The sequence below is a fragment of the Shinella sp. GW821-FHT10F02 genome (genome assembly GCF_058809275.1).
The window spans coordinates 554,741-576,628 of sequence record NZ_JBXASL010000003.1; the positions used below are offsets into that span (position 1 = coordinate 554,741).

The following is a 21,888-nucleotide window of genomic DNA, read 5'->3' on the forward strand; positions in this document are numbered from 1 at the left end:
GCTTAGTCGTAGTGGCTGATCTTACCGACTCAGCCCATGCGTTCGGAGACATAGGAACCCGGCGATGGCGGGAAGACGATCGTCTTGTTGCCGTTCACGAAGACCCGGCCATGGATATGGGCATGAATGGCGCGCGCCAAGACCTGGCTCTCCACGTCGCGGCCGAGGCTGACATAGTCGTCGGCGCTCTGCGCGTGTGTGACGCGAACGGTGTCCTGCTCGATGATCGGGCCTTCGTCGAGATCGGCGGTGACATAGTGGGACGTTGCGCCAATGAGTTTGACGCCGCGCTCGAAGGCCTGCTTGTAGGGATTGGCACCCTTGAACGAGGGCAGGAAGGAGTGGTGGATGTTGATGATGCGGCCGGACATGCTGCGGCACATCTCGTCGGACAGGACCTGCATGTAGCGCGCGAGCACGATGAGCTCCGCGCCAGACTCCTCGACGATCCGCATCTGTTCGGCTTCGGCGACGGGCTTGTTGTCCTTCGTAACCTTGATGCAGTGGAACGGAATATCGTGGTTCACCACAAGCTTCTGGTAATCCGTATGGTTGGAGATGACGCCGACGATATCGATCGGCAGCGCGCCGATGCGCCAGCGATAGAGCAGGTCGTTCAGGCAATGGCCGAAGCGCGAGACCATCAGCACGACCTTGCGCTTGGCAGTCTCGTCGAAGAACTCGGCGTCGGCCTCATATCTTTCGACGATCTCCGCGAAACCCTCGCGCAGTTGCGCGAGCGTGCGCCCTTCTTCCGAATGGAAGCTGACGCGCATGAAATACCGACCGGTGCTCTTGTCGTCGAACTGGGCGCTATCGGAGATGTTGCAGCCGTTCGTGGAAAGGTAATTCGCGATCGCTGCCGTCACGCCCCGGATCGAAGGGCAGGCGACACGAAGCGCATATCGGTGGGTGGACATGGCTGGAAATCCTCTGGCTGCGCCGGTCAATCGGCGCTGATAGCGTTCAGGCGGCAGAAGGCCGTCAGGGTGTTGGAGAGCAGGCAGGCGATCGTCATGGGGCCGACGCCGCCGGGCACGGGCGTGATCGCGGCCGCCTGGCCGGCTTCCTCGAAAGCGACGTCGCCGACGATGCGCGCTTTGCCGTCCACCTCGATGCGGTTGATGCCGACGTCGATGACTACAGCGCCGGGCTTGATCCAGTCGCCGCGAACCAAGCCGGGGCGTCCGACCGCGACGACCAGGATATCGGCGGTCCGGCAGAGCTCCGGCGTATTTCTGGTGCGTGAATGGGCAATCGTCACGGTGCAGTTTTCCGCAAGGAGAAGCTGTGCCATGGGCTTGCCGACTATGTTCGACTTGCCGATGACGACGGCGTGCAGGCCGGAAAGGTTTGGACCGAGTCGATCCTTCAGCAGCAGCAGGCAGCCGAGCGGCGTGCAGGGCACCAGCGCGGGCTGACCTGTCGAGAGACGGCCGGCATTGGAAATGTGGAAGCCGTCGACATCCTTGTCGGGGTTTATCTCCTGGATGACCGCCGCCGCATCGAGATGCGCCGGCAGCGGCAGCTGGACCAGAATGCCGTGCACGTCCGGATCGACATTGAGCCTGCCGATCAACGCCATCAGCTCGGCCTGTCCGGTGTCGGCGGGCAGCTCGTATTTGAACGAATGCATGCCCGCAGCCACCGTCTGGCGATGCTTCGCGCCGACATAGACGGCACTTGCGGGATCGGAACCGACGAGCACGACGGCGAGCCCCGGAACCTTGCCGATCTTCTGCCTGGCGTTTTCCACCCGCAGCTTGATGTCTTCGAGCAGCCCTGCAGCGAACCGTTTGCCATCGATGATGGCGGTGCCGGCGATCCTGTCCATTCCCATCATTGTTCCCCGATGATCAGTGGGCGTAGACCGGGAAGGCCCGGGTCAGGTCTGCGACCTTCGCCTTGGCTCCGGGCACGATGTCATTGGCCTTGCCGGCGGCTTCCGCCTCGATGAGGTCGGCGATGATGGTGCCAAGCGTGCGCAACTCGTCCTCCTTCATGCCGCGCGTGGTGGCGGCGGAGACGCCGAGGCGCATGCCGACCCATTCGGGCGGGCGCGGGCTGTCGTTCGGGATCGGGTTCTTGTTCGCCGTGATGTTGGCGCGCGCGAGCAGGTCTTCCGCCTGCTTGCCGTTGAGCGCCTTGCTCGACAGATCGACCAGGACGATATGCGTGTCGGTTCCGCCGGAGACGATGCGGATGCCGCGCTCGATCAGGGTTTCGGCAAGCGCGCGCGCATTGGCCTTCACCTGTTGGGCATAGACCTTGAAGTCGTCGCGCAGCGCCTCGCCGAGGCAGATCGCCTTGGCGGCGAGCACATTGCTGTGCAGCGAGCCCTGGACGCCGGGAAACACCGCGGCTTGCAGCTTCTTGAACCAGTCCGGGTTGTTGGTGAGGATCAGGCCGCCGCGCGGGCCGCGCAGCGTCTTGGTCGTCGTGCAGGTGACGATGTCGGCGTGGGGGAAGGGCGAGGGGTGCGCGCCGCCGGCGACGAGGCCGGCGATATGGGCCATATCGACGAGGAACCAGGCGCCGACCTTCCTGGCGATCCTGCCCATGCGCTCGAAATCCAGTTCACGCGGATAGGCCGAACCGCCGGTGATGAGGAGGGTGGGGCGGACTTTTTCGGCAATGCGCTCCAGCGCATCGTAGTCAATGACTTCGGTTTGCGGGTCGACATTGTAATTGTGCGATTCGAACCAGCGGCCGGACAGGTTGCCCTTCATGCCATGCGACAGGTGGCCGCCGGCGGCGAGATCGAGCGAGAGAACCTTGTCGCCCGGCTTCAGCAGCAGGAAGAACACCGCGAGGTTTGCCTGCGTGCCGGAATGGGGCTGGACGTTTGCGTAAGCGCAGCCGAACAGTTCTTTCGCGCGGTCGATCGCCGCCTGCTCGACGACATCGACGAACTGGCCGCCGCCATGGAAGCGGTTGCCCGGATAACCTTCCAGTGTCTTGTTGGTCATTTCATGCGCCAGCGCGTCGAGCACGGCGCGGCTGACGATGTTTTCCGAAGCAATGAGTTCGATCTGGTCCTGCTGGCGCCGGCGCTCATTGTCGAGCGCCTCGGCCACGAGGGGGTCGCGCTCGTGAACCGAGGCGTTGAAATAGGCTTGTGTCTGTTCGGTCATGACCTGTCTCCGGGCGAATACCGCTGTATTGGGTTCGCCGGAAAGCTAGTCGGACGCTCATTCCAGAAAAAGTTAATAATATTTGCACATACGTTCTGATTTGCTAATCATTTAATCTCACGTCAGGGAGACGAATGATGGACCTCGCTCGGTTGCGCGCACTCAGAGAATTGTCGATCCGCAAGACGATGGCCGCGGTTGCCGAAGCGCTCTACGTCTCGCCCTCCGCCGTGTCGCAGCAGATCGCGCTCCTCGAACAGGAGGTCGGCATCGACCTGATCGAACGCCGCGGGCGCGGCGTCGAGCTGACGCCGGCCGGCAAGCAGCTCGTCGAGCGGGCCGAGCGCATCCTCATCGAGCTGGAATCGGCGCGGGCCGATATTGCGGAGCTGAAGAAGGTCATTGCCGGTGAGTTGCGCGTTGCCGCCTTTCCCTCCATCGCGGCGGCGCTGGTGGCGGGCGCGATCCAGGACCTGCACCGTCTCCACCCCCGCCTTACCGTGCAGTTTGATGAAATGGAGCCCGCGGAAAGCCTGGCCGCCCTTCGCAGCTGGCAGACCGATCTCGCCTTCATCGACGATCTCAATGTGCCCCCCGGCGCGCTGGACCCCAACATCGAAACGATCCCGCTGATGGAGGACGTCTTCAACGTGATGGTCTCCCAGACGCACGCGCTCGCCAACCAGCCGACCGTCATGCTGCACCAGCTGCGGGACGAGCGCTGGGCGCTCGACACGGCGTCGTCGACCTACAACCGGATGATTTCCGATGCCTGCCAGGAAGCGGGTTTCACGCCGAATATCGTGGCGCGCTGCAAGGGCTTCGAGGTGACGATCGCGCTCATCCGCGAGGGATACGGCATCTCCATCCTGCCCGGCCTGCGGGCAAGCTATGACCTGGAGGACGTCTGGGTCTGCAAGGTGGTGCCGGAAATCCGGCGCAAGATCTCTCTCGCTTTCCGGAAGGGTGAGAAGAAAAGCCCGGCCGTGCAGGCCTTCATCGCCGAGGTCAACCAGCGGGTCGGCGGGCGCCGCCGGCCGACCTCCGTCGCGGAGCAAGCGGCGAATGGGGAGGGCGGTTGACGGCACCGAAGCATGAATAAATCAACAGTTTTTCTAAGTGGTATGTAAAGTAGAATTAAGTAGACCTGTATAAACGCCCCTCCTATCGTTCCCCTGTCGATTGATATGGGCCGCGCATCGGATAGCCGCAGCGACCTTAGGCCAACGACGGAACATCAGCTTCAGAACGGCAAGAGCCGCTGTTGCCCTATCGCCCAAGCACGTCTCGGCAACACCGGCTGTCCTGCGCGTTCACGCAGGCCAACTCGCGATAGAACAGGGGAATACGATGAATTTCAAACACATACTGATGGCCGGCACCTTTGCCGGCGCAGCCCTCTTGGCGAGCCACGCCTCGGCCTCCGTGCTCGATACCGTCAAGCAGCGCGGGACGCTGAATTGCGGCACCGACAACACGGCGCCCGGCTTCGGGTACCTCAACACCACCACGGGCCAGATGGAAGGGCTCGACGTCGATTTCTGCAAGGCGATCGCCGCCGCCGTTCTCGGCGACGCGTCCAAGGTCAAGTTCGTCACGGTGACCGACAAGAGCCGCTTCGACGCAGTTCTGACCAACCAGGTCGATGTCGTCTTCGCCCACACGACCATCAAGCCCGCCCGCGAATCCTCGATCGCCATCGATTTCCTGCCGATTAATTTCTACGACGGCACTGGCGTCATGGTGAAGACGGACTCGGGCGTCGCGAAATTCGACGACCTCGACGGCGCCACCTTCTGCACGACGCAGGGCTCGGTGACCGAGACGGTGCTGACCAGCGCCTTCAAGGCGCGCGGCTGGACGGCCTCCAAGGTGCTGACCTACGAGAACCTCGAAAAGCTTTTTGCCGCGCTGAATTCCGGCCGCTGCAACGCCATGAGCACGGACAAGTCGGCGCTCGCCGCCTGGGCCGGCAATTCGCTCAAGCCTGCCGATTACCTGATCCTGCCCGACACGCTCGACAAGTCGCCCTTCGGCGGGTTCGTCGTGGCGAATGATTCCAAGTGGCGCAACGCGCTGCGCTGGACGTCCTACGGCCTGTTCCAGGCGGAAGAATCCGGGATCTCGCAAGCCAATCTCGATGAGAAGCTGAAGAGCGAGGACCCCTTCGTCCAGAAATTCCTGGGCGTGGGCGGCGGTTACGGCAAGGATTTCGGCCTGCCCGACGACTTCGTGGCGCAGGCGATCAAAGCCGTCGGAAACTATGGCGAAATCTACGCGCGCAATCTCGGCCCGGACACCAAGATGTTCCTCGATCGTAAGGGCACGCCGAACGCGCTCTGGACCGAGGGCGGCGCCATCTATTCACCCCTCTGGAACTGATCAGTTTGCCGCGTGAGCCGAGGCGGGGCCTCTTCTGCCTCGGCTATCTTTCGAGCGTCTGGAACTGCGATATGACCCTGGAACACACGAACGCGCCCGGTCTGACGGTCGAGCGTGACCTCACAGTCGCGCGCCGGCGGCGCAACCGGATCCGGTATCACGCCACGCAGCTTGCCGTGGTTGCTGCGGCACTGGCCCTGGTCGTGCTCTTCGCCGTCGCGGTCAAGGAGGGGCTGGCGCGGCATGGTATCAAGTTCAGCTTCTCGTTCCTCTGGGATGCGGCCGGCTTCGACATCAGCGAGGGCAAGACCTTCGTCTTCGATAGCGGGTTCTGGCGTGGTTTCAGCGATTTCACATCGGACCGCTCGATCGCCCAGGCCTTCGTCGCGGGCATCGTGAACACGATCAAGGTCGCGGTGCTTGCGATCATGCTCAGCACGGTGCTCGGGACCTTGCTCGGCGTCGGCCGCCTCTCGACCAATTGGGTGGTTCGCAACCTCTCCTTCTGGTGCGTCGAGTTCATCCGCAACACGCCGCTCCTCATCCAACTCGTCTTCTGGTATTTCGCCGTCGTCCTGCATTTCCCGCCGATCGCCGCCGCCGCGAAATTCTACGGCATCATCATCAGCCAGCAGGGCCTCTATGTTCCGGCGCTCACATGGCAGGGCGAGGGCTCTGCTGTGGCGATTGCGCTTGCAAGCGCCTGCTGGGTCGCCGTGCTCGGGCTGGTTTTCGACAGGCACAGGACGACCCGCTTGATTTGTCTCGGCGCGCTCGTCGCACTTCCGTCTTTGATGTTCGCCACCGGCATCCTGGCGCTGGACTTCCCCGTCGCCTCGAAATTCCAGGCGAGCGGCGGCACGAGCATCAGCCCGGAAATGGCGGCGCTGCTTCTGGCGATCGTCTTCAACAGCGCGTCCTATATTGCCGAGATCGTGCGCGGCTCCATCGATGCCCTGCCGAAAGGCCAATGGGAGGCGGCGGCATCGCTCGGCCTTGGCCGGCGCGATACCGTCAACGACATCATCCTTCCGCAGGTCTTCCGGGTCGTGCTGCCGTCCTTCGGCAACCAGTATATCAGCCTCACGAAGAACACGGCGCTCGGCATCGCGATCGGCTATCCGGAACTGTTCAACATCTACGGCACCATCGCCAACCAGACGGGCCACAGCCTCGAAGGCATCGTCATCGTCATGGTGTCCTACCTGATCCTAAGCTGGATCATCAGCGCGGCCGTCAGCTGGGCCGACCGCCGCCTGAGCAATCCCGGAGCAATGCGATGATCGCACGATCCCTGACGTGGTCCCGCCACAACCTTTTCGGCAAGCCTTTCGATGTACTGCTGTCCCTCACGGTCATTCCGGGCACTCTCTGGCTGATCTACCAGGCTGCGACCTGGGCCTTGGCGACGGCACAGTGGGATATCATCCCGCAGAGCCTTCGTGTGCTGATGATCGGGATTTTCCCGGCGGACCAGGCCTGGCGGTCCTGGGTGGCGGTTGCCATCATCGCGGCGCTGCTGGGTGCCGCACTTGGTTGCGTTTTCGCCTTCCGGACCCGCCATGCCGGGTTCCTGGCGCTGATTCTTGCCGTCCTGGTATCGATGACGGGCCTGGGCAATCCTGTAATGCTCGCCTTCATTCTGGTCATCTTCGCCGGCGCCTGGAGCCTGACGTCGCATGTGCCGATGTCGCGCAGGGTGCTGATACCGGCGAGTTTTACCGGGCTGATCGCCATCTTCGCGGTCATGTCGCCGCCCGGCGCCGGGCTCTGGGGCGGCCTTCTGCTCAGCGTCCTGCTCACTCTGGTGACCGCAGTCCTGTCCCTACCCATCGGCATCCTGCTCGCCTTCGGACGGCGCAGCCGCTTCTCCAGCCTTCGCGTGATCTGCACGGCCTATATCGAGGTGATGCGCTCGGTTCCGCTGATCCTGGTCGTCTACTGGATCTGGATTCTGATGCCGGTGCTGACGCCCAAACTCAATCTGGCGGATGTCGTGCGCGGCATGGTCGGCTTCACCCTGTTCTATTCCGCCTATGTGGCCGAATATGTGCGCAGCGGCTTACAGGCCGTGCCGCGCGGCCAGACCGAAGCCGCCCGTTCGCTCGGCATGAGCGAATTCGACATCAACCGGTCGATCGTCCTGCCGCAGGCGCTGCGCGTCGTCGTGCCGCCGCTCGTCGGCAACGTGCTCGATATCTTCAACGCCGCGCCGCTGGTCTTCATCATCGGCCTTACGGATTTCCTGCGGGCCGGCCAGATGATCCTCGCTAATCCGCAATATGGCGACCGCACCTACGAAGTCTATTCGTTCCTGTTCTTCACCTATTTCCTCGTCGGTTCGCTCATCACCTTCGTCGCCCGCAAGCTTGAGGCCCATCTCGCACGAGGCAGCCGATGACCGACGCCAATTCTCCAGGAGCCGCTCCGATGAACGCCATCGTCGACATGAAAAGCCTCAACAAGTTCTACGGCAGCCACCACGTTCTGAAGAACGTCGACCTATCGGTGGCGCGCGGCGAGGTGGTGGTGGTGATCGGCGCGAGCGGATCGGGCAAATCCACGCTCATCCGCTGCGTCAACGGGCTTGAAATGTACCAGAACGGCAGCCTGCTGGTCGACGGCTACCAGATGCCTGTCGAGGAGGATCGGCTGCTGGGCGGCGAGAAGGAGCTTGTCGCCATCCGCAAGGGCGTCGGCATGGTTTTCCAGCAGTTCAACCTGTTCCCGCACAAGACGGTGGTCGAAAACATCACCATCGCGCCGATGCGCGTGCGAAAGAAATCAAAGGACGAGGCCGAGGCGACCGCATTGAAGCTCCTGGAGCGCGTCGGCTTGAAGGCGCATGCCTACAAATATCCGGGCCAGCTTTCCGGCGGCCAGCAGCAGCGCGTCGCCATCGCCCGCTCGCTCGCCATGGAACCGCACCTCATGCTGTTCGACGAACCAACCTCGGCGCTCGACCCCGAAATGATCGGCGAAGTGCTCGACGTCATGCGCGAACTCGCCGCCGACGGCATGACGATGATGATCGTCACCCACGAAATGGGTTTTGCCCGCGAAGTCGCCGACCGCATCGTCTATATCGACCAGGGCGCGATCCTCGAAATCGGCAAACCGGACGACTTCTTCGACAACCCAAAGAACGACCGCGCCCGTTCCTTCCTTGCACGCGTGCTCAAGCATTGAGGCGCTATGACGCGGCATATTGCAAGCCGCTCTCTTCACAGCTATAGGGACACAGAAAATTAGCGACAAAAGGCAAGCTGGCCAAGGTTGCAACGAGTGGAAATTATCGTTGGTGTTCAACGGTATGTGTGATTTCGAATCTCTCCATTCCGACCACTTCCGGCGGGCGTTTCGATAGCAAATGCGCGGCCGGTCATTCCCCCTTTACGGAATCTGGGTTATGCATGCTCGAACGCGCGCCGGCGGAACGGTGTGCTTGTCTGCGAGAATTCTGGAGCCGCTTCGATGACCGCGAAGATCTATCGTCCTGCCAAGACCGCCATGCAATCCGGCAAGGCCAAGACCCACCTCTGGGTTCTGGAATTCGATGCCGAAAAGCCACGGACGATCGACCCCATCATGGGCTTTACGAGCTCGGGCGACATGTACCAGCAGGTCAAGCTTACCTTCGAGACGAGCGAAGAGGCGATTGCTTACGCGGAACGCAACGGCATCGAATATCGCGTGATCGAGCCGAAGGAAGCGACCCGCAAGCGCGTCGCCTATCCGGATAACTTCCGCTTCAACCGCATGCAGCCCTGGACCCACTGAGGTTCTACTGGCGCCGCCAGTCCCGGCCCCTTAGCTCAGCTGGATAGAGCATCTGCCTTCTAAGCAGAATGTCGCAGGTTCGAGCCCTGCAGGGGTCGCCAAGCCTTTTCATACAAAAAGGGCAGCCAATGGGCTGCCCTTTTGTTTGGGAATAACGACCTATCACGAATAGGGCGAAATGCACTGCTGGCGCGGGCCGCCGTAGGGCTGGAACGTGTTGTCGTAGGACCGGTAAGAGCGGTAGCGGTTGGCGCACCAGCTTGTGTGCGATCCGCTGCCGGCCTGCGGCTGGTTGGAAATCGCGCCGCCGATGATGGCACCCGCACCGAACGCCGCCAGCGGATACCACCAGCCGTCGGAATGGCGGCGATAGCCTGCGCGGCGGTCACGATAGCCGCGGTGGCCGTGCCAGCGGCGTTCCGCACGGCGTTCATAGCGGTCGCGGCGGCGCTCGTAGCGGTACTGGACCTGCTCGACATTCGAGGCTTCCGGAACCGGAACCCTCGCGAATGTCACGGCCTGGGCCGGGACGATGGAGGTGAGCGCAATGGCGATGGACAATGCGCCCGCGGCAAAACCGGTCTTGAGCTTCAACATGATAGAACCTTTCGTGCTTGATCGACAGAGGAACGCGACAGTGCCGCGGTTGTTCCGCGCCATCTCGAAAGGCCATGGCGCATATGAAAAAAAAACGGGTTGGTCCGCCTATTCGGCTCGCCAACCCGTTCCGGTAAAATGCGGATCAGGGTGTTCGGGGTTACAGGGGCTCTCACCACAATCCGGCTGCATCTCCAGATCTCCTGTAAGGCGGATCATGCCCGAATGCGCTTTTCTCGATTGACATAACCCGCATCTTTTTTGACAATTTCCACATGCGTAAGAAAGAGCTGCGGCAGGGGCCGCTCGAGGTGACGATCGTCCTTCTGCCCGAGTCGTCCATCATGTCGCTCGCCTCGGTGCTCGACCCGATGCGCGCGGCAAACCGCGTCGTGCCGGAGCCGGTGTTCCGCTGGACGATCCTGTCGCCGCAGGGCAGGCCGGTCCTGTTGACCTGCGGCGTGGAGATCCGGGTGGATGGGGATTTTGCCGATGTCACAAGCGGCGACGCGCTGCTGCTGATCGCCGGCTTCAACCAGGATCGCCATGCAGACCGCAATTTCGTTGCCCGGCTAAAGAAGGTGGCACGCCGCTTCGGGGTGGTCGCCGGCATCGAATCGGGCTGCTGGCTGCTGGCGCGGTCGGGCCTGCTCGACGGGCGCGATGCGACGGCGCATTGGGAGGAACTGGAGGATTTCGCGGCGGCTTTTCCGGCGCTCAATGTGCGCGCCGACCGCTTTGTCACCGACGGGCCGCTCTGGACGTCCGGCGGCGCTTCGCCGACCTTCGACATGATGCTGCATCTGGTGCGCGAGCGTTTCGGCTCGGCGGTGGCGCTCGATGTGGCGAGCGTCTTCGTCTATGACGAGACCCATGCGGCGACGGACGCACAGCCGCTCGTCTCGCTCGGGCGGCTCGGGGAGCACCAGCCGGAGCTGGCCGCCGCCATCCGGCTGATGGAGCGTACGATCGACCGGCCGCTGACGATCGCAGCACTTGCCCGGCGGCTCGGTTTTTCGACGCGCAAGCTGGAGACGCTGTTCGCAACGGGCCTCGGCATCGGGCCGGGAAAATATTACCTGCGCCTGCGCCTGACGGCCGCGCAGCGGATGGTGCGCGATACGCCGCTGTCGATCCAGGATGTGGCGCTGCGCAGCGGCTTCGACAGTCTTTCCGCCTTCTCGCGCGCCTTTCGCAACCATTTTGGCGCAAGCCCGCTGAAGCTCAGGGCGGAGCTGCGCGTCAAATGAAAAAGGCGGGCTTTTGGCCCGCCTTTTCGCTGTGCCGCCCGGATCCGCTTAGTGCAGGATCTGGCTGAGGAAGAGTTTGGTGCGCTCGTGCTGCGGGTTGTCGAAGAACTCGGCCGGCGAGTTCTGCTCGACGATCTGGCCCTGGTCCATGAAGATGACGCGGTTGGCGACCTGGCGGGCGAAGCCCATTTCGTGCGTCACGCACAGCATGGTCATGCCTTCTTCGGCGAGCGACACCATGGTGTCGAGCACTTCCTTGACCATTTCCGGGTCGAGCGCCGAGGTCGGCTCGTCGAACAGCATGATCTTCGGCTTCATGCAGAGCGAGCGGGCGATCGCCACGCGCTGCTGCTGGCCGCCGGAGAGCTGGCCCGGATATTTGTGGGCCTGTTCGGGGATCTTGACGCGCTTCAGGTAGTGCATCGCCACTTCCTCGGCGTCCTTCTTCGGCATCTTGCGCACCCAGATCGGCGCCAGCGTGCAGTTTTCCAGGATCGTCAGGTGCGGGAAGAGGTTGAAGTGCTGGAACACCATGCCGACTTCGCGGCGCACTTCGTCGATCTTCTTGAGGTCGTTGGTGAGCTCGATGCCGTCGACGACGATCTGGCCCTTCTGGTGCTCTTCAAGGCGGTTGATGCAGCGGATCATCGTCGACTTGCCGGAGCCCGAGGGGCCGGCGATGACGATGCGCTCGCCCTTCATGACCTTGAGATTGACGTCGCGCAGCACGTGGAAATCGCCGTACCACTTGTTCATGTTGGTGATCTCGACGGCGACATCCGTCGTGGAGACCGCCAGCTTTTGCGCCTGGGCTTGGTTGGCCATTCTTGTTTCCTCTCTTTTATCGTTTGTGGCCCTTGTCGAGCCGGCGTTCCACGAAGGCCGAATAGCGCGACATGCCGAAGCAGAAAATCCAGAACACGAAACCGGCGAAGATCAGGCCCGTCAGCGGCGTGACCGGCGTGATCCAGGCCGAATCCCCAAAACTTGCCTTCACGATGCCGAGCAGATCGTACATCGAAATGATCGTGACGAGGGAGGTATCCTTGAACATGCCGATGAAGGTGTTCACGATGCCGGGGATCACGAGCTTGATGGCCTGCGGAAGCACGACGAAGGTCATTTTGTGGAAGTAGTTTAGACCAAGAGCGTCGGCTGCTTCATATTGTCCTTTTGGAATGGCTTGGAGACCGCCGCGAATAACCTCCGCCATATAGGCGGACGCGAAGATCGAAACGCCGATCAGCGCGCGCAGGAACTTGTCGATGTTGTTGCCGGGTTCGAGGAACAGCGGCAGCAGCACGCTCGCCATGAAAAGCACCGTGATCAGCGGGACGCCGCGGATCAACTCGATGAAGACGACGCAGGCCGTCTTCAGCACCGGCATGGTCGACCGGCGGCCGAGCGCCAGCAGGATGCCGGCCGGCAGCGAGACGACGATGCCGACGAAGGAGATGATGAGCGTCACCATCAGCCCGCCCCAGAGCGAGGTCTCGACGTGCCGCAGGCCGAACACGCCGCCAAGCAGCAGGAAGAAGGCGACGACCGGCAGCACGATCAGGAGCAGGAGCGCGTTCAGGCCCTTGCGCGGCACCTTCGGAATGAGGAAGGGGATGAGCAGGCCAACGAACATGACGACGACCAAGAGCGGCCGCCAGAGTTCGTCGCGCGGATAGGAGCCGAACATGAACTGGACGAAGCGGTCGCCGACATAGGCCCAGCAGGCGCCGTTCCAGCCGGCCGGAAGCTGGCCGCCCTGATCGACGGTGAGGCACGCCGTGCGGTCTGCGCCGGTCCAGACGGCCGATACGAACAGCCAGTTGAGGAGGCCCGGTATGAAGTAGAGGATGGCCGCCAGCGCGACGAGGGACAGGATGCTGTCCTTCCACGAGGCGAAGAGGTTCTTGCGGACCCAGCCGATGGCGGAGGAATCCGACATCGGCGCCTTCTCCGGCTCAAGGAACTGGCTGCGGACGTAGGTAATGCTTTCAGCCATATCAGCGCTCCACCAATGCCATCTTGGCGTTGAACCAGTTCATGAACAGCGAGGTGATGAGGCTGATCGAGACGTAGATCAGCATCCAGATCGAGATGATCTCGATCGACTTGCCAGACTGGTTGAGGATGGTGCCGCCGACCGCGACGAGATCGGCATAACCGACGGCCACCGCGAGCGAGGAATTCTTGATGAGGTTGAGATACTGCGAGGTGAGCGGCGGAATGATGATGCGCAGCGCCTGCGGCAGCACGACGAGGCGCGTCGCCTGGCCGGGGCGCAGCCCTAGCGCATAGGAGGCTTCCGACTGGCCCTTCGAAACGCCGCGGATGCCGGCGCGTACGATCTCGGCGATGAACGAGGCCGTATAGAGCGAAAGCGCGAGGTAGAGCGCCAGGAATTCCGGCCCGATCACCATGCCGCCGTTCATGTTGAACGAGCCCGGCACCGCATAATCGAGCGAAAGCGGGCTGCCCATCACGATGAAGACCAGCAGCGGGAACAGCAAGATCAGCCCGAGATTGATCCAGAGCACAGGCGGGCGGATGCCCGTGGCGCGCTGGCGGGCATTGGCCCAGACCGTGAAGGCGATCGCCGCGGCGACGCCGATCAGGAAGGCGACCAGCACCACGCCAAATCCCTCGCCGAAGACCGGTGCCGGCATGTAGATGCCGCGGTTCGATATGAAGAAGATCGCGTCCGGATTGTCCTTCACATGCTGGAAGATGGTGCGGATCGACGGCAGAAGGGCGAGAACGCCGAGATACCAGAAGAAGATGACGAGCAGCGGCGGAATATTGCGGAAGATCTCCACATAGATCGTGCAAAGCCGCGCGATCAGCCAGTTGTGCGACAGGCGCCCTATGCCGACGAGCAGGCCGACGATCGTCGCGGTGACGATACCGGCGGCGGCGACGACGAGCGTGTTGATAAGGCCGACCTGAAGGGCGCGGAAATAGGTCGAGTCGCTGCTATAGGCGATCAACGATTGCGCGACGTCGAAGCCGGCGCGGCTGTTCAGAAAGCCGAAGCCCGCCGACATGTTGGCGCGGGCAAGGTTCTGGACGACGTTGTTCCACGCATACCAGACGGCGGACACGATCACGATGATCGTCACGACCTGGTAGACAGTGCTTCTCAGCGCCGGATTGTAGAGAAGAGATACCTTCGGCGGTTCGCCGGACCCTGTTCGGGCATCCGCAAGAGCCATGCATTTCCCCTGACATTGTTGTCGCCCTGTTTTCCGGGCGTTTTGTTTGAAAGGGAGGGCAATCGCTTGCCCTCCCGGAGTGGTGCGGATGATCGCTTAGCGAACCGGCGGTGCGTACTGCAGGCCGCCCTTCGTCCACAGGCCGTTCAGGCCGCGGGCGATCTTGAGCGGGGAACCTTCGCCGACATTGCGCTCGAAGGATTCGCCATAGTTGCCGACCGCCTTGATGATCTGCACGGCCCAGTCCTTCGGCACGCCGAGGTCGGCGCCGATGGTGCTGTCAGCTTCTTCGCCGAGGAAGCGCTTGATGTCCGGGTTGGCCGACTTCTTCATCTCTTCGACATTCGCCTGGGTGATGCCGAATTCTTCGGCGGCCACCATCGCGTAGTGCGACCAGGTCACGATGTCGAACCACTTGGAGTCGTTCTGGCGAACGGCCGGGCCGAGCGGCTCCTTGGAGATGATTTCCGGCAGAACCATGTGGTCGTCCGGGTTGGCCATCTTCAGGCGGATCGAGTAGAGGCCCGAGGCGTCCGTCGTGTAGACGTCGCAACGGCCGGCATTGTAGGCGGCGTCGGCTTCATCCTGCGCTTCGAAGACGACCGGCTTGAAGTCCATGTTGTTCGAGCGGAAGAAGTCGGCGAGGTTGAGTTCGGTCGTCGTGCCGGACTGAACGCAGACGGAGGCGCCGGACAGTTCGAGCGCCGACTTCACGCCGAGCTCCTTCTTCACCATGAAGCCCTGGCCGTCATAATAGTTCACGGCGCGGAAATCGAAGCCGAGCTGCGAATCGCGGCTGATGCTCCAGGTGGTGTTGCGGGCGAGAATGTCGATTTCGCCGGACTGCAGGGCCGGGAAGCGGTCCTTGGCCGAGAGCGGCGTGTATTTCACCTTGGTGGCGTCGCCAAAGACGGCAGCGGCCACGGCCTTGCACAGGTCGATGTCGAGACCGGACCAGTTGCCGGCCGAATCCTGTGCGCCGAAACCGGCGAGGTTCGAGCCGTTCACGCCGCACTGCACGAAGCCCTTTGCCTTCACGTCAGTCAGCGTGTCCGCCTGTGCTGCATGTGCGCCAAGCCCCAATACGGCAGCGCCGACGAGCGCAGCCATGATTTTTTTTGCCATTTTTTTACAACCTTTTTCTGTTGTCTTTGTTTTGTCCGCAGGCCCCGCACCCCTGACGGGCGCGCCCACGAAAACTCGCCACCCTCCCGGCGCGAGGTTGCTTATCTCATGCTCAAAATTTCGCAGGGTCAAGTGATCCGAACCATTTTCCGTTCGGTAACCTAAATTTGTCGGCAGTTGACGGGTTTTTGGGCAAAAAACCGTGGACGTGTGCAGTAAATCGCACAAAATTTCCGCGCAATGAGGACTTGAAGCGCTTTGGACGCTTGCTCATCCTTTCGTATGGGGGTTGACCTGCCGGTCCCGCTGGCGAAAAGTCAGCGTCACAAAACCCCTCGCATTGCTTCGGACAGATCCATGAAAAACAGAGACGAAATCCTCGCTGGCGCCGGCGTGAACACGCGCCTTGCCCATGCCGGAAACGACCCGGCCGACTACTATGGTTTCGTCAATCCGCCCGTCGTGCATGCCTCCACCGTGCTCTTCCCCGATGCCGCGACGATGGAAAGCCGCGCGCAGAAATACACCTATGGCACGCGCGGCACGCCGACGACCGACGCGCTATGTGCCGCGATCGACGAGCTGGAAGGCTCGGCCGGCACGATCCTCTTGCCCTCGGGCCTTGCGGCCGTCACCGTGCCGTTCCTCGCCTATCTGTCGTCCGGCGATCACGCGCTGATCGTCGATTCGGTCTATCACCCGACCCGCCATTTCTGCGACACCATGCTGAAGCGCCTCGGCGTCACCGTCGAATATTACGATCCGATGATCGGCGCCGGCATCGAGACGCTGATCCGGCCGAACACCAGGCTGGTGCACACCGAGGCGCCTGGCTCCAACACCTTCGAAATGCAGGATATCCCAGCTATTTCCGCCGTCGTCCACAAGCACGGCGCGGTCGTGACCATGGACAATACCTGGGCGACGCCGCTCTATTTCCGCCCGCTGGATTTCGGTGTCGACGTCTCCATCCATGCGGCGACGAAATATCCGGCCGGCCATTCGGACGTGCTGTTCGGCACCGTTTCGGCCAATGCCGCCCATTGGGAGCAACTGCACGACACGCAGATTGCGCTCGGCACCTGTGCCTCGCCGGACGACGCCTATCAGGTGCTGCGCGGCCTGCGCACCATGGGCGTGCGGCTGGAGCGCCACCAGGAAAGCGCCTTGGAACTGGCGCGCTGGCTGGAAGGCGTCGACAATGTGTCGCGCGTGCTGCATCCAGCACTGCCGAGTTTTCCTGGCCACGATCTCTGGAAGCGCGATTTCAAGGGATCCAGCGGCATTTTCTCGATCGTCCTCAACGGCGGTTCGCCGGATCGATACAAGGCCAAGGCGCACGCTTTCCTCGATGCACTGGGGATCTTCGGCCTCGGCTATTCCTGGGGCGGTTTTGAATGCCTCGCGGTGCACGTCAATCTCAACGACCGCCGCGTCGCCAAGGCCCCGGAGGAAGGCCCGGTGCTGCGTCTGCAGATCGGCCTTGAGGACGTCAAGGACATCAAGGCCGATATCGAACGCGGGCTTGCCGCGGCGCGGGCGATTTAACGGCTCAGTCCGGCGTGCGGTAGCCGTAGAGCCAGTCGAGATCCGCGGCGAGGCTTTCGGGCCGGCGCAGTGAAAGCACGATATTGCGGCCAAGCGCGATCGGTCCGCGCGCGTGGTAGGCGAAGCGGTTGAAGGCGCCGCGGCTGCGCACGCGGGCGACGCGTTCGCGGCGGGTCGTCTCGAATTGCCGGAGCGCCTGCCCGACGTCGGTCGCGCCGGCGAGCCGGTTTGCCAGCAGCGCGGCGTCCTCGATGGCCATTGCGGCGCCCTGGGCCGCGAAGGGCGTCATGGCGTGCGCGGCATCGCCGATCAGCACGGTCTTTCGGCCATCCGTCCAGGCGCCATCCGGGCATTCGAAGAGCGGCCACATCAGCGGCTCGCGCGCGTCGTCCAGCAGGCGTCTTATATCCTTGTGCCAGCCGGAAAAGGCGCCGAGCAGGCGCGCTCGCGCGGCGGCATCGCCGGTCCGCGACCAGCCTTCCGGCGGCGCTTCGGCCGATTGATGAATGGCGACGATGTTGAATGACTGGGTTTGCGTGAGCGGATAGGCGACGAGGTGCGCCTGCGGGCCGAGGAAGGCAGTCACGGTGCGCGGGTTGAGGAAGGGCGGGGCGATAGCGTAGGGCACGAGGAAGCGCCAGGCGACATTGCCGGAATAGTGTGCGGGCAGGGCGCCGGGCACCGCCTGCCGCAGGCGCGACCAGACGCCGTCCGCGCCGATCAGCACGTCCGCGGGCGCTATGGCGAGAGCATCCTGCGCGGTCTCCATCCGCTGGCCCGTCGTCAGCGTGCAGAGCGGCTCGCGGCGCACGGCCTCCAGCAGCACGGCGTGCAGCGAGGCACGGTGCAGCACGCCGTAAGGCGCGCGCCAGCTGGTGCGCGCCGCCTTGCCGGCGGGAACCGAGGTGAGGGGGGAAAGCGAGCTTCCGGAGGAGAGCAGGATGTGGTCCGGTTCGCTCCAGCGGGCGCTGAGCGCGTCCAGCAAGCCGAGATCCGAAAGGATGCGGGAGGCGTTCGGGGAGATTTGCAGGCCGGCGCCGACCTCTTCGAGGGCGGGGGCCTGCTCCAGGATGTTCGAGACGACGCCCTTCTGGGCGAGCGCCAGGGCCGCCGTCAGGCCGGCAATGCCGGCACCGACGATGGTTGCGGATTTTGTCGAGGACATGCTGGTGCCGGCCTTTCGGCCGTTACGCCGCGACCTGGTTGGTGAAGGTGCAGCCGACCGGGTCGGTCTGGGTGGCCTTGAAGGTCGCGTTATAGCGGAACAGCGTCGAGCAGTACGGGCAGACCTTCTCGTTGTCGTCGCCCATGTCGAGGAAGACGTGCGGATGGTCGTAGGGCACGGAGGCGCCGACGCACATGAATTCCTTCACGCCGATCTCGATCGTGCGATGGCCGCCGTCGTTCTGGAAATGAGGAATGCCGTGTCCAGCCATGTCATGCTCCGTGGGAATGCCTGTTTTCTGCGCCGGACCATAATCGCCTTCCGGGCGAATGTGTAGATGCAAAACCGTCGCGCCCGGCGAGAAATCTGCGTGGCCACCGTTTTCTCGACGATCAAACGGCATTAAGAGCAGGGCATGAAAACGAAAGAAGGCCCGCGATGAACCTCGATGCTCCGTCTTTTTCCAGTTTCGCGCATGACGGCCTCGAGCTTGCCTTCTTCGACGAGGGCGACCCGTCGGGCGATCCGGTGCTGCTGATCCACGGCTTTGCCTCCAGCGCCAACGTCAACTGGGTGTTTCCCGGCTGGCTGAAGACGCTGGGGGACGCCGGCTACCGCGTCATCGCGCTCGACAACCGCGGCCATGGCGCAAGCGCCAAGCCGCACGATCCGGCGGTCTACACGCCGCCGCTGATGGCAGGCGATGCGGCAGCACTGCTCGATCACCTGGCCATCCCCGAGGCGCATGTCTTCGGTTATTCTATGGGCGCCCGCATCACCGCCTTCATGGCGCTGGCGCATCCCCACCGCGTGCGTTCCGTGGTCTTCGGCGGCCTCGGAATCGGCATGGTGACGGGGGTAGGCGACTGGGATCCGATCGCCGACGCGTTGCTTGCGCCGTCGCTCGATGTGGTGACCCACGAGCGCGGCCGCATGTTCCGCGCCTTCGCCGACCAGACGAAATCCGACCGACAGGCGCTCGCCGCCTGTATCATGACCTCGCGTGACCTTTTGACGCCGCAGGATATGGGTCGCATCGACGTGCCAGCGCTGATCGGCGTCGGCACGAAGGACGACATCGCGGGCGCGCCGCAGCCGCTGGCCGACCTGATGCCGAACGCGCGCGCGCTCGACATCCTCGGCCGCGACCATATGCTCGCCGTCGGCGACAAGGTTTTCAAACGCGCCGTTCTGGATTTCTATGCGGAGACCGACGGCCGCTGACGCGGCGTTTACGACAACGGCCGCCGGGCCATTTCGCTCCGGCGCCCTTTGCTTTATATATGGACGGGAATGACCATAAGGAGTGCGGCGATGGTCGCGACGAACGAACTGCGGGCCGGCGAGAATCTCAAGGCCATGGATCCGATCTGGGACAGCCTGCGCGAGGAAGCGCGCGTTGCCGCCCAGGCCGAGCCGCTGCTGGCGGCCTTCCTCTATTCAACGGTGCTGAACCACCGCTCGCTGGAAGAAAGCGTGATCCACCGCGTCTGCGAGCGCCTCGACCATCCGGACCTGCAGGCCAACCTCCTGCACCAGATCTTTGACGAGATGCTGGAAGACTGGCCGGAATGGGGCGGCATCCTGCGCGTCGACATCCAGGCCGTCTACGACCGCGACCCCGCATGCCTACGGTTCCTGGATGCCGTGCTCTATTTCAAGGGTTTCCACGCCATCCAGACCCATCGCGTCGCGCACTGGCTCTATAACAAGGGCCGGCGCGATCTCGCGCTCTATCTGCAAAGCCGCTCCTCCAGCGTCTTCCAGACGGACATCAACCCGGCCGCGCGCATCGGCAAGGGCATCTTCCTCGATCATGCCACCGGCTTTGTCGTCGGCGAGACGGCGACGATCGGCGACAATGTCTCGATCCTCCACAACGTCACGCTCGGCGGCACCGGCAAGGAAGGCGGCGACCGCCATCCGAAGATCGGCGACGGCGTGATGATCGGCGCCGGCGCAAAGATCCTCGGCAATATCCATATCGGCCATTGCTCGCGCATCGCCGCCGGCTCGGTCGTGCTGAAGCCCGTGCCGCCGAAATCGACGGTCGCCGGCGTGCCGGCCAAGGTCATCGGCGAAGCCGGTTGCAACGAGCCCTCGCGCGCCATGGACCAGCTTCTCGCGGCCTTCGACTACGATCTGTAAGCGGCGCCGGCAAAAGCGCGAGGCGGTTTGCATGCGGCGTTGCGGGAAAGACTCCAACGCGGGGAAAGTCGCTTTCTCGTGGAAATCGAGGGTTTACACGCCCCGGAGCAGGTGCGAGAAGCGCGGCAAATCAATCGACGACGGAGACATATCGTGAAGCCGGAAGAAATCAGGAAGCTCGAGGCCTACTTCAAGCGCAATATCAACAAGGAGATTGTCGTGAAGGCCCGTCCGCGCAAGGATGAATCGGCGGAAGTCTATCTCGCGGACGAATTCCTGGGCGTCATCTTCCGCGATGACGAAGATGGGGAGCTCTCCTACAACTTCTCCATGGCGATCCTCGACATCGATCTCTGATCGTCGGTATTATTTTCAGAAAAAAGCCCGGCTGCCTCTGCGCCGGGCTTTTTTATTATCGTTTTGCGACAAATTCGTCTTTTTCTGTCCCAATGATCATACCTATTGCGCAAGGTCTTGCTTTGTTTGTGAAATATTGCATTGCAGCATGATTATTGACTTTTTTGTGCGGCGCATATAGATTTCGGGCCTAAACCGGGATCCAAAGGAGACTTCGATGTTCAATCTCGACGACGCAAACAAGAAGAGCAAGGAAGCCGTGGACACGTTCGTAAAGAGCTACACGACCGTTGCGCAGGGTTTCCAGGCGATTGCCACCGAAACGGCCGACTACTCGAAGAAGTCCTTCGAAAACAACGTCGCCCATTTCGAAAAGCTCTCGGGCGTCAAGAGCGTCGAAGCCGCTCTCGAACTGCAGACGGCCTTCGTGAAGTCCGCCTATGAAGGCTTCGTCGCCGAAGCCACGAAGCTCACCGAAATGTACGCCGACCTCGCCAAGGGCGCCTACAAATCCTACGAAGCGCCGGTCGCCAAGACCACGGCTGCTGCCAAGGCCGCTGTCGCCGCCTGATTTTTTCAGTACTGCGTACGCGTATAGCGTTTAGAGGCCGGCTGCGGGCAACCGCAGCCGGCCTTTGCGCGTTGCGGAGATTGCGCGAGGCTGATGGAGCGGGCGCAAATTTCGCTATTTCCTTCGGATGACCGGCGATTATGATTGCAGTGCGAAGCGAGGCTCTTACAATCGTGTGACGAGACATTAGATAACAGGTCCAGAAGGCAGCCTCGGCTGAACGGTTCGCCCAAAGGAAGCGACCGAAATCAAGGGAATGAACACGAATGGATGTGAGACGGGTTCGAATGCAGGATGGGGAAGGCGGCGGCGACACTCCCGATCGCAGCACCTCCGTCATTACCCGCACGAAACCTAAAACGAAGAAGCCGAGCCTTTATCGCGTCCTGCTTCTCAACGATGATTATACGCCCATGGAGTTTGTGATTCACATTCTGGAACGTTTCTTCCAGAAGGACCGCGAAGCGGCCACGCGGATCATGCTGCATGTGCACAATCATGGCGTAGGCGAGTGTGGCGTGTTCACCTACGAGGTTGCCGAAACCAAAGTGACACAGGTGATGGATTTCTCCCGCCAGCACCAGCATCCCCTGCAATGTGTCATGGAAAAGAAATGAGGAACGAA

At 62.5% G+C, this 21,888-nt stretch carries 23 protein-coding genes and 1 tRNA gene; 14 read left to right on the top strand and 10 right to left on the bottom strand.

All coding sequences use genetic code 11. The features are described from left to right. Window positions 1–29: 29 nt before the first annotated feature. From purU to AC1RWL_RS12440, 3 genes are read right to left on the bottom strand one after another with little or no spacing between them, the layout of a single operon-like run. Window positions 30–920 (bottom strand): formyltetrahydrofolate deformylase, encoded by an 891-nt coding sequence (purU, locus tag AC1RWL_RS12430; RefSeq protein ID WP_493094579.1) that lies wholly within the window; start codon window positions 918–920, stop codon window positions 30–32. 26 nt (window positions 921–946) lie between these two features. Then, window positions 947–1,840, bottom strand: a complete 894-nt coding sequence (gene folD, locus AC1RWL_RS12435; RefSeq protein WP_493094578.1) for a bifunctional methylenetetrahydrofolate dehydrogenase/methenyltetrahydrofolate cyclohydrolase FolD — start codon at window positions 1,838–1,840, stop codon at window positions 947–949. A 16-nt stretch (window positions 1,841–1,856) separates the two neighbouring features. Then, window positions 1,857–3,134 carry a 2-methylserine hydroxymethyltransferase gene (locus AC1RWL_RS12440; RefSeq protein WP_493094577.1) on the bottom strand — a complete coding sequence of 426 codons (1,278 nt, stop codon included), beginning with the start codon at window positions 3,132–3,134 and terminating at the stop codon, window positions 1,857–1,859. A 137-nt stretch (window positions 3,135–3,271) separates the two neighbouring features. On the opposite strand from AC1RWL_RS12440, the gene AC1RWL_RS12445 reads away from it, so the two are divergent. The 7 genes from AC1RWL_RS12445 (at window position 3,272) to AC1RWL_RS12475 (ending at window position 9,397) form a co-directional block, all read left to right on the top strand. Next, window positions 3,272–4,216 (top strand): LysR family transcriptional regulator, encoded by a 945-nt coding sequence (locus tag AC1RWL_RS12445; RefSeq protein ID WP_493158361.1) that lies wholly within the window; start codon window positions 3,272–3,274, stop codon window positions 4,214–4,216. 268 nt (window positions 4,217–4,484) lie between these two features. Next, a complete protein-coding gene (locus AC1RWL_RS12450) occupies window positions 4,485–5,516 on the top strand; it encodes a transporter substrate-binding domain-containing protein (protein ID WP_493094575.1) in 1,032 nt (343 codons plus the stop codon). A gap of 71 nt (window positions 5,517–5,587) precedes the next feature. After that, window positions 5,588–6,799 (top strand): ABC transporter permease subunit, encoded by a 1,212-nt coding sequence (locus AC1RWL_RS12455; protein WP_493094574.1) that lies wholly within the window; start codon window positions 5,588–5,590, stop codon window positions 6,797–6,799. After that, a complete protein-coding gene (locus tag AC1RWL_RS12460) occupies window positions 6,796–7,917 on the top strand; it encodes an amino acid ABC transporter permease (protein ID WP_493094573.1) in 1,122 nt (373 codons plus the stop codon). The genes AC1RWL_RS12455 and AC1RWL_RS12460 overlap by 4 nt, the downstream gene beginning before the upstream one ends. A gap of 29 nt (window positions 7,918–7,946) precedes the next feature. Beyond that, complete coding sequence (locus tag AC1RWL_RS12465) at window positions 7,947–8,705, top strand: amino acid ABC transporter ATP-binding protein (RefSeq protein ID WP_493094572.1); 759 nt, start codon at window positions 7,947–7,949, stop codon at window positions 8,703–8,705. A 285-nt stretch (window positions 8,706–8,990) separates the two neighbouring features. Beyond that, window positions 8,991–9,296 (top strand): ETC complex I subunit, encoded by a 306-nt coding sequence (locus tag AC1RWL_RS12470; RefSeq protein ID WP_493094571.1) that lies wholly within the window; start codon window positions 8,991–8,993, stop codon window positions 9,294–9,296. Window positions 9,297–9,320: 24 nt separating this feature from the next. Continuing rightward, window positions 9,321–9,397, top strand: a tRNA-Arg gene (locus tag AC1RWL_RS12475). Window positions 9,398–9,458: 61 nt separating this feature from the next. Here the strand turns inward: AC1RWL_RS12475 and AC1RWL_RS12480 are convergent. Further along, a complete protein-coding gene (locus AC1RWL_RS12480; RefSeq protein ID WP_493094570.1) occupies window positions 9,459–9,893 on the bottom strand; it encodes a BA14K family protein in 435 nt (144 codons plus the stop codon). Window positions 9,894–10,168: 275 nt separating this feature from the next. Here AC1RWL_RS12480 and AC1RWL_RS12485 point away from each other — a divergent pair, with 275 nt between their 5' ends. Next, complete coding sequence (locus AC1RWL_RS12485; RefSeq protein WP_256116014.1) at window positions 10,169–11,143, top strand: GlxA family transcriptional regulator; 975 nt, start codon at window positions 10,169–10,171, stop codon at window positions 11,141–11,143. Window positions 11,144–11,191: 48 nt separating this feature from the next. On the opposite strand, the gene AC1RWL_RS12490 is transcribed toward AC1RWL_RS12485, so the two are convergent. The 4 genes from AC1RWL_RS12490 to AC1RWL_RS12505 all read right to left on the bottom strand — a co-directional run bounded on the left by AC1RWL_RS12490 (window position 11,192) and on the right by AC1RWL_RS12505 (window position 15,474). After that, window positions 11,192–11,968: an amino acid ABC transporter ATP-binding protein gene (locus AC1RWL_RS12490; RefSeq protein WP_256116012.1), complete on the bottom strand. Its 777-nt coding sequence runs from the start codon at window positions 11,966–11,968 to the stop codon at window positions 11,192–11,194. 16 nt (window positions 11,969–11,984) lie between these two features. Beyond that, window positions 11,985–13,139 (bottom strand): amino acid ABC transporter permease, encoded by a 1,155-nt coding sequence (locus tag AC1RWL_RS12495; protein WP_256116011.1) that lies wholly within the window; start codon window positions 13,137–13,139, stop codon window positions 11,985–11,987. 1 nt (window position 13,140) lies between these two features. Next, on the bottom strand, window positions 13,141–14,349 hold the full coding sequence (locus AC1RWL_RS12500) for an amino acid ABC transporter permease (RefSeq protein ID WP_493094569.1): 1,209 nt from the start codon (window positions 14,347–14,349) through the stop codon (window positions 13,141–13,143). Between the two features lie 96 nt (window positions 14,350–14,445). Further along, window positions 14,446–15,474 (bottom strand): amino acid ABC transporter substrate-binding protein, encoded by a 1,029-nt coding sequence (locus tag AC1RWL_RS12505; RefSeq protein WP_492647170.1) that lies wholly within the window; start codon window positions 15,472–15,474, stop codon window positions 14,446–14,448. Window positions 15,475–15,831: 357 nt separating this feature from the next. Here AC1RWL_RS12505 and AC1RWL_RS12510 point away from each other — a divergent pair, with 357 nt between their 5' ends. Beyond that, window positions 15,832–17,022, top strand: a complete 1,191-nt coding sequence (locus AC1RWL_RS12510) for a cystathionine beta-lyase (protein WP_493094568.1) — start codon at window positions 15,832–15,834, stop codon at window positions 17,020–17,022. A gap of 4 nt (window positions 17,023–17,026) precedes the next feature. Here AC1RWL_RS12510 and AC1RWL_RS12515 read toward each other — a convergent pair whose 3' ends face one another. Then, entirely contained in the window at window positions 17,027–18,187 is a 1,161-nt protein-coding gene (locus AC1RWL_RS12515) for an FAD-dependent monooxygenase (RefSeq protein ID WP_493094566.1), read from the bottom strand. A 22-nt stretch (window positions 18,188–18,209) separates the two neighbouring features. Continuing rightward, window positions 18,210–18,458, bottom strand: coding sequence for a zinc-finger domain-containing protein (locus AC1RWL_RS12520; RefSeq protein ID WP_493094565.1), 249 nt, complete (start codon window positions 18,456–18,458; stop codon window positions 18,210–18,212). Between the two features lie 167 nt (window positions 18,459–18,625). Between AC1RWL_RS12520 and AC1RWL_RS12525 the strand changes: the two genes are divergently transcribed. The 5 genes from AC1RWL_RS12525 to clpS all read left to right on the top strand — a co-directional run bounded on the left by AC1RWL_RS12525 (window position 18,626) and on the right by clpS (window position 21,880). Next, window positions 18,626–19,411, top strand: coding sequence for an alpha/beta fold hydrolase (locus tag AC1RWL_RS12525; RefSeq protein ID WP_493094564.1), 786 nt, complete (start codon window positions 18,626–18,628; stop codon window positions 19,409–19,411). A gap of 90 nt (window positions 19,412–19,501) precedes the next feature. Beyond that, window positions 19,502–20,335: a serine O-acetyltransferase EpsC gene (cysE, locus tag AC1RWL_RS12530; RefSeq protein WP_256116003.1), complete on the top strand. Its 834-nt coding sequence runs from the start codon at window positions 19,502–19,504 to the stop codon at window positions 20,333–20,335. 153 nt (window positions 20,336–20,488) lie between these two features. Further along, complete coding sequence (locus AC1RWL_RS12535; RefSeq protein ID WP_134649125.1) at window positions 20,489–20,692, top strand: DUF3126 family protein; 204 nt, start codon at window positions 20,489–20,491, stop codon at window positions 20,690–20,692. A 217-nt stretch (window positions 20,693–20,909) separates the two neighbouring features. After that, window positions 20,910–21,263, top strand: coding sequence for a phasin family protein (locus tag AC1RWL_RS12540; protein ID WP_435267161.1), 354 nt, complete (start codon window positions 20,910–20,912; stop codon window positions 21,261–21,263). Window positions 21,264–21,529: 266 nt separating this feature from the next. Further along, the gene (gene clpS, locus AC1RWL_RS12545) at window positions 21,530–21,880 is read left to right on the top strand and encodes an ATP-dependent Clp protease adapter ClpS (protein ID WP_493094562.1); all 351 of its coding nucleotides are present in this window, start codon (window positions 21,530–21,532) and stop codon (window positions 21,878–21,880) included. The last annotated feature ends 8 nt before the right edge of the window (window positions 21,881–21,888 follow it).

What these genes read in the sequence shown, in the direction of transcription:
- purU (WP_493094579.1), bottom strand. Translation starts at nt 920, where the DNA reads ATGTCCACCCACCGATATGCGCTTCGTGTCGCCTGCCCTTCGATCCGG.
- folD (WP_493094578.1), bottom strand. Translation starts at nt 1,840, where the DNA reads ATGGGAATGGACAGGATCGCCGGCACCGCCATCATCGATGGCAAACGG.
- AC1RWL_RS12440 (WP_493094577.1), bottom strand. Translation starts at nt 3,134, where the DNA reads ATGACCGAACAGACACAAGCCTATTTCAACGCCTCGGTTCACGAGCGC.
- AC1RWL_RS12445 (WP_493158361.1), top strand. Translation starts at nt 3,272, where the DNA reads ATGGACCTCGCTCGGTTGCGCGCACTCAGAGAATTGTCGATCCGCAAG.
- AC1RWL_RS12450 (WP_493094575.1), top strand. Translation starts at nt 4,485, where the DNA reads ATGAATTTCAAACACATACTGATGGCCGGCACCTTTGCCGGCGCAGCC.
- AC1RWL_RS12455 (WP_493094574.1), top strand. Translation starts at nt 5,588, where the DNA reads ATGACCCTGGAACACACGAACGCGCCCGGTCTGACGGTCGAGCGTGAC.
- AC1RWL_RS12460 (WP_493094573.1), top strand. Translation starts at nt 6,796, where the DNA reads ATGATCGCACGATCCCTGACGTGGTCCCGCCACAACCTTTTCGGCAAG.
- AC1RWL_RS12465 (WP_493094572.1), top strand. Translation starts at nt 7,947, where the DNA reads ATGAACGCCATCGTCGACATGAAAAGCCTCAACAAGTTCTACGGCAGC.
- AC1RWL_RS12470 (WP_493094571.1), top strand. Translation starts at nt 8,991, where the DNA reads ATGACCGCGAAGATCTATCGTCCTGCCAAGACCGCCATGCAATCCGGC.
- AC1RWL_RS12480 (WP_493094570.1), bottom strand. Translation starts at nt 9,893, where the DNA reads ATGTTGAAGCTCAAGACCGGTTTTGCCGCGGGCGCATTGTCCATCGCC.
- AC1RWL_RS12485 (WP_256116014.1), top strand. Translation starts at nt 10,169, where the DNA reads ATGCGTAAGAAAGAGCTGCGGCAGGGGCCGCTCGAGGTGACGATCGTC.
- AC1RWL_RS12490 (WP_256116012.1), bottom strand. Translation starts at nt 11,968, where the DNA reads ATGGCCAACCAAGCCCAGGCGCAAAAGCTGGCGGTCTCCACGACGGAT.
- AC1RWL_RS12495 (WP_256116011.1), bottom strand. Translation starts at nt 13,139, where the DNA reads ATGGCTGAAAGCATTACCTACGTCCGCAGCCAGTTCCTTGAGCCGGAG.
- AC1RWL_RS12500 (WP_493094569.1), bottom strand. Translation starts at nt 14,349, where the DNA reads ATGGCTCTTGCGGATGCCCGAACAGGGTCCGGCGAACCGCCGAAGGTA.
- AC1RWL_RS12505 (WP_492647170.1), bottom strand. Translation starts at nt 15,474, where the DNA reads ATGGCAAAAAAAATCATGGCTGCGCTCGTCGGCGCTGCCGTATTGGGG.
- AC1RWL_RS12510 (WP_493094568.1), top strand. Translation starts at nt 15,832, where the DNA reads ATGAAAAACAGAGACGAAATCCTCGCTGGCGCCGGCGTGAACACGCGC.
- AC1RWL_RS12515 (WP_493094566.1), bottom strand. Translation starts at nt 18,187, where the DNA reads ATGTCCTCGACAAAATCCGCAACCATCGTCGGTGCCGGCATTGCCGGC.
- AC1RWL_RS12520 (WP_493094565.1), bottom strand. Translation starts at nt 18,458, where the DNA reads ATGGCTGGACACGGCATTCCTCATTTCCAGAACGACGGCGGCCATCGC.
- AC1RWL_RS12525 (WP_493094564.1), top strand. Translation starts at nt 18,626, where the DNA reads ATGAACCTCGATGCTCCGTCTTTTTCCAGTTTCGCGCATGACGGCCTC.
- cysE (WP_256116003.1), top strand. Translation starts at nt 19,502, where the DNA reads ATGGTCGCGACGAACGAACTGCGGGCCGGCGAGAATCTCAAGGCCATG.
- AC1RWL_RS12540 (WP_435267161.1), top strand. Translation starts at nt 20,910, where the DNA reads ATGTTCAATCTCGACGACGCAAACAAGAAGAGCAAGGAAGCCGTGGAC.
- clpS (WP_493094562.1), top strand. Translation starts at nt 21,530, where the DNA reads ATGGATGTGAGACGGGTTCGAATGCAGGATGGGGAAGGCGGCGGCGAC.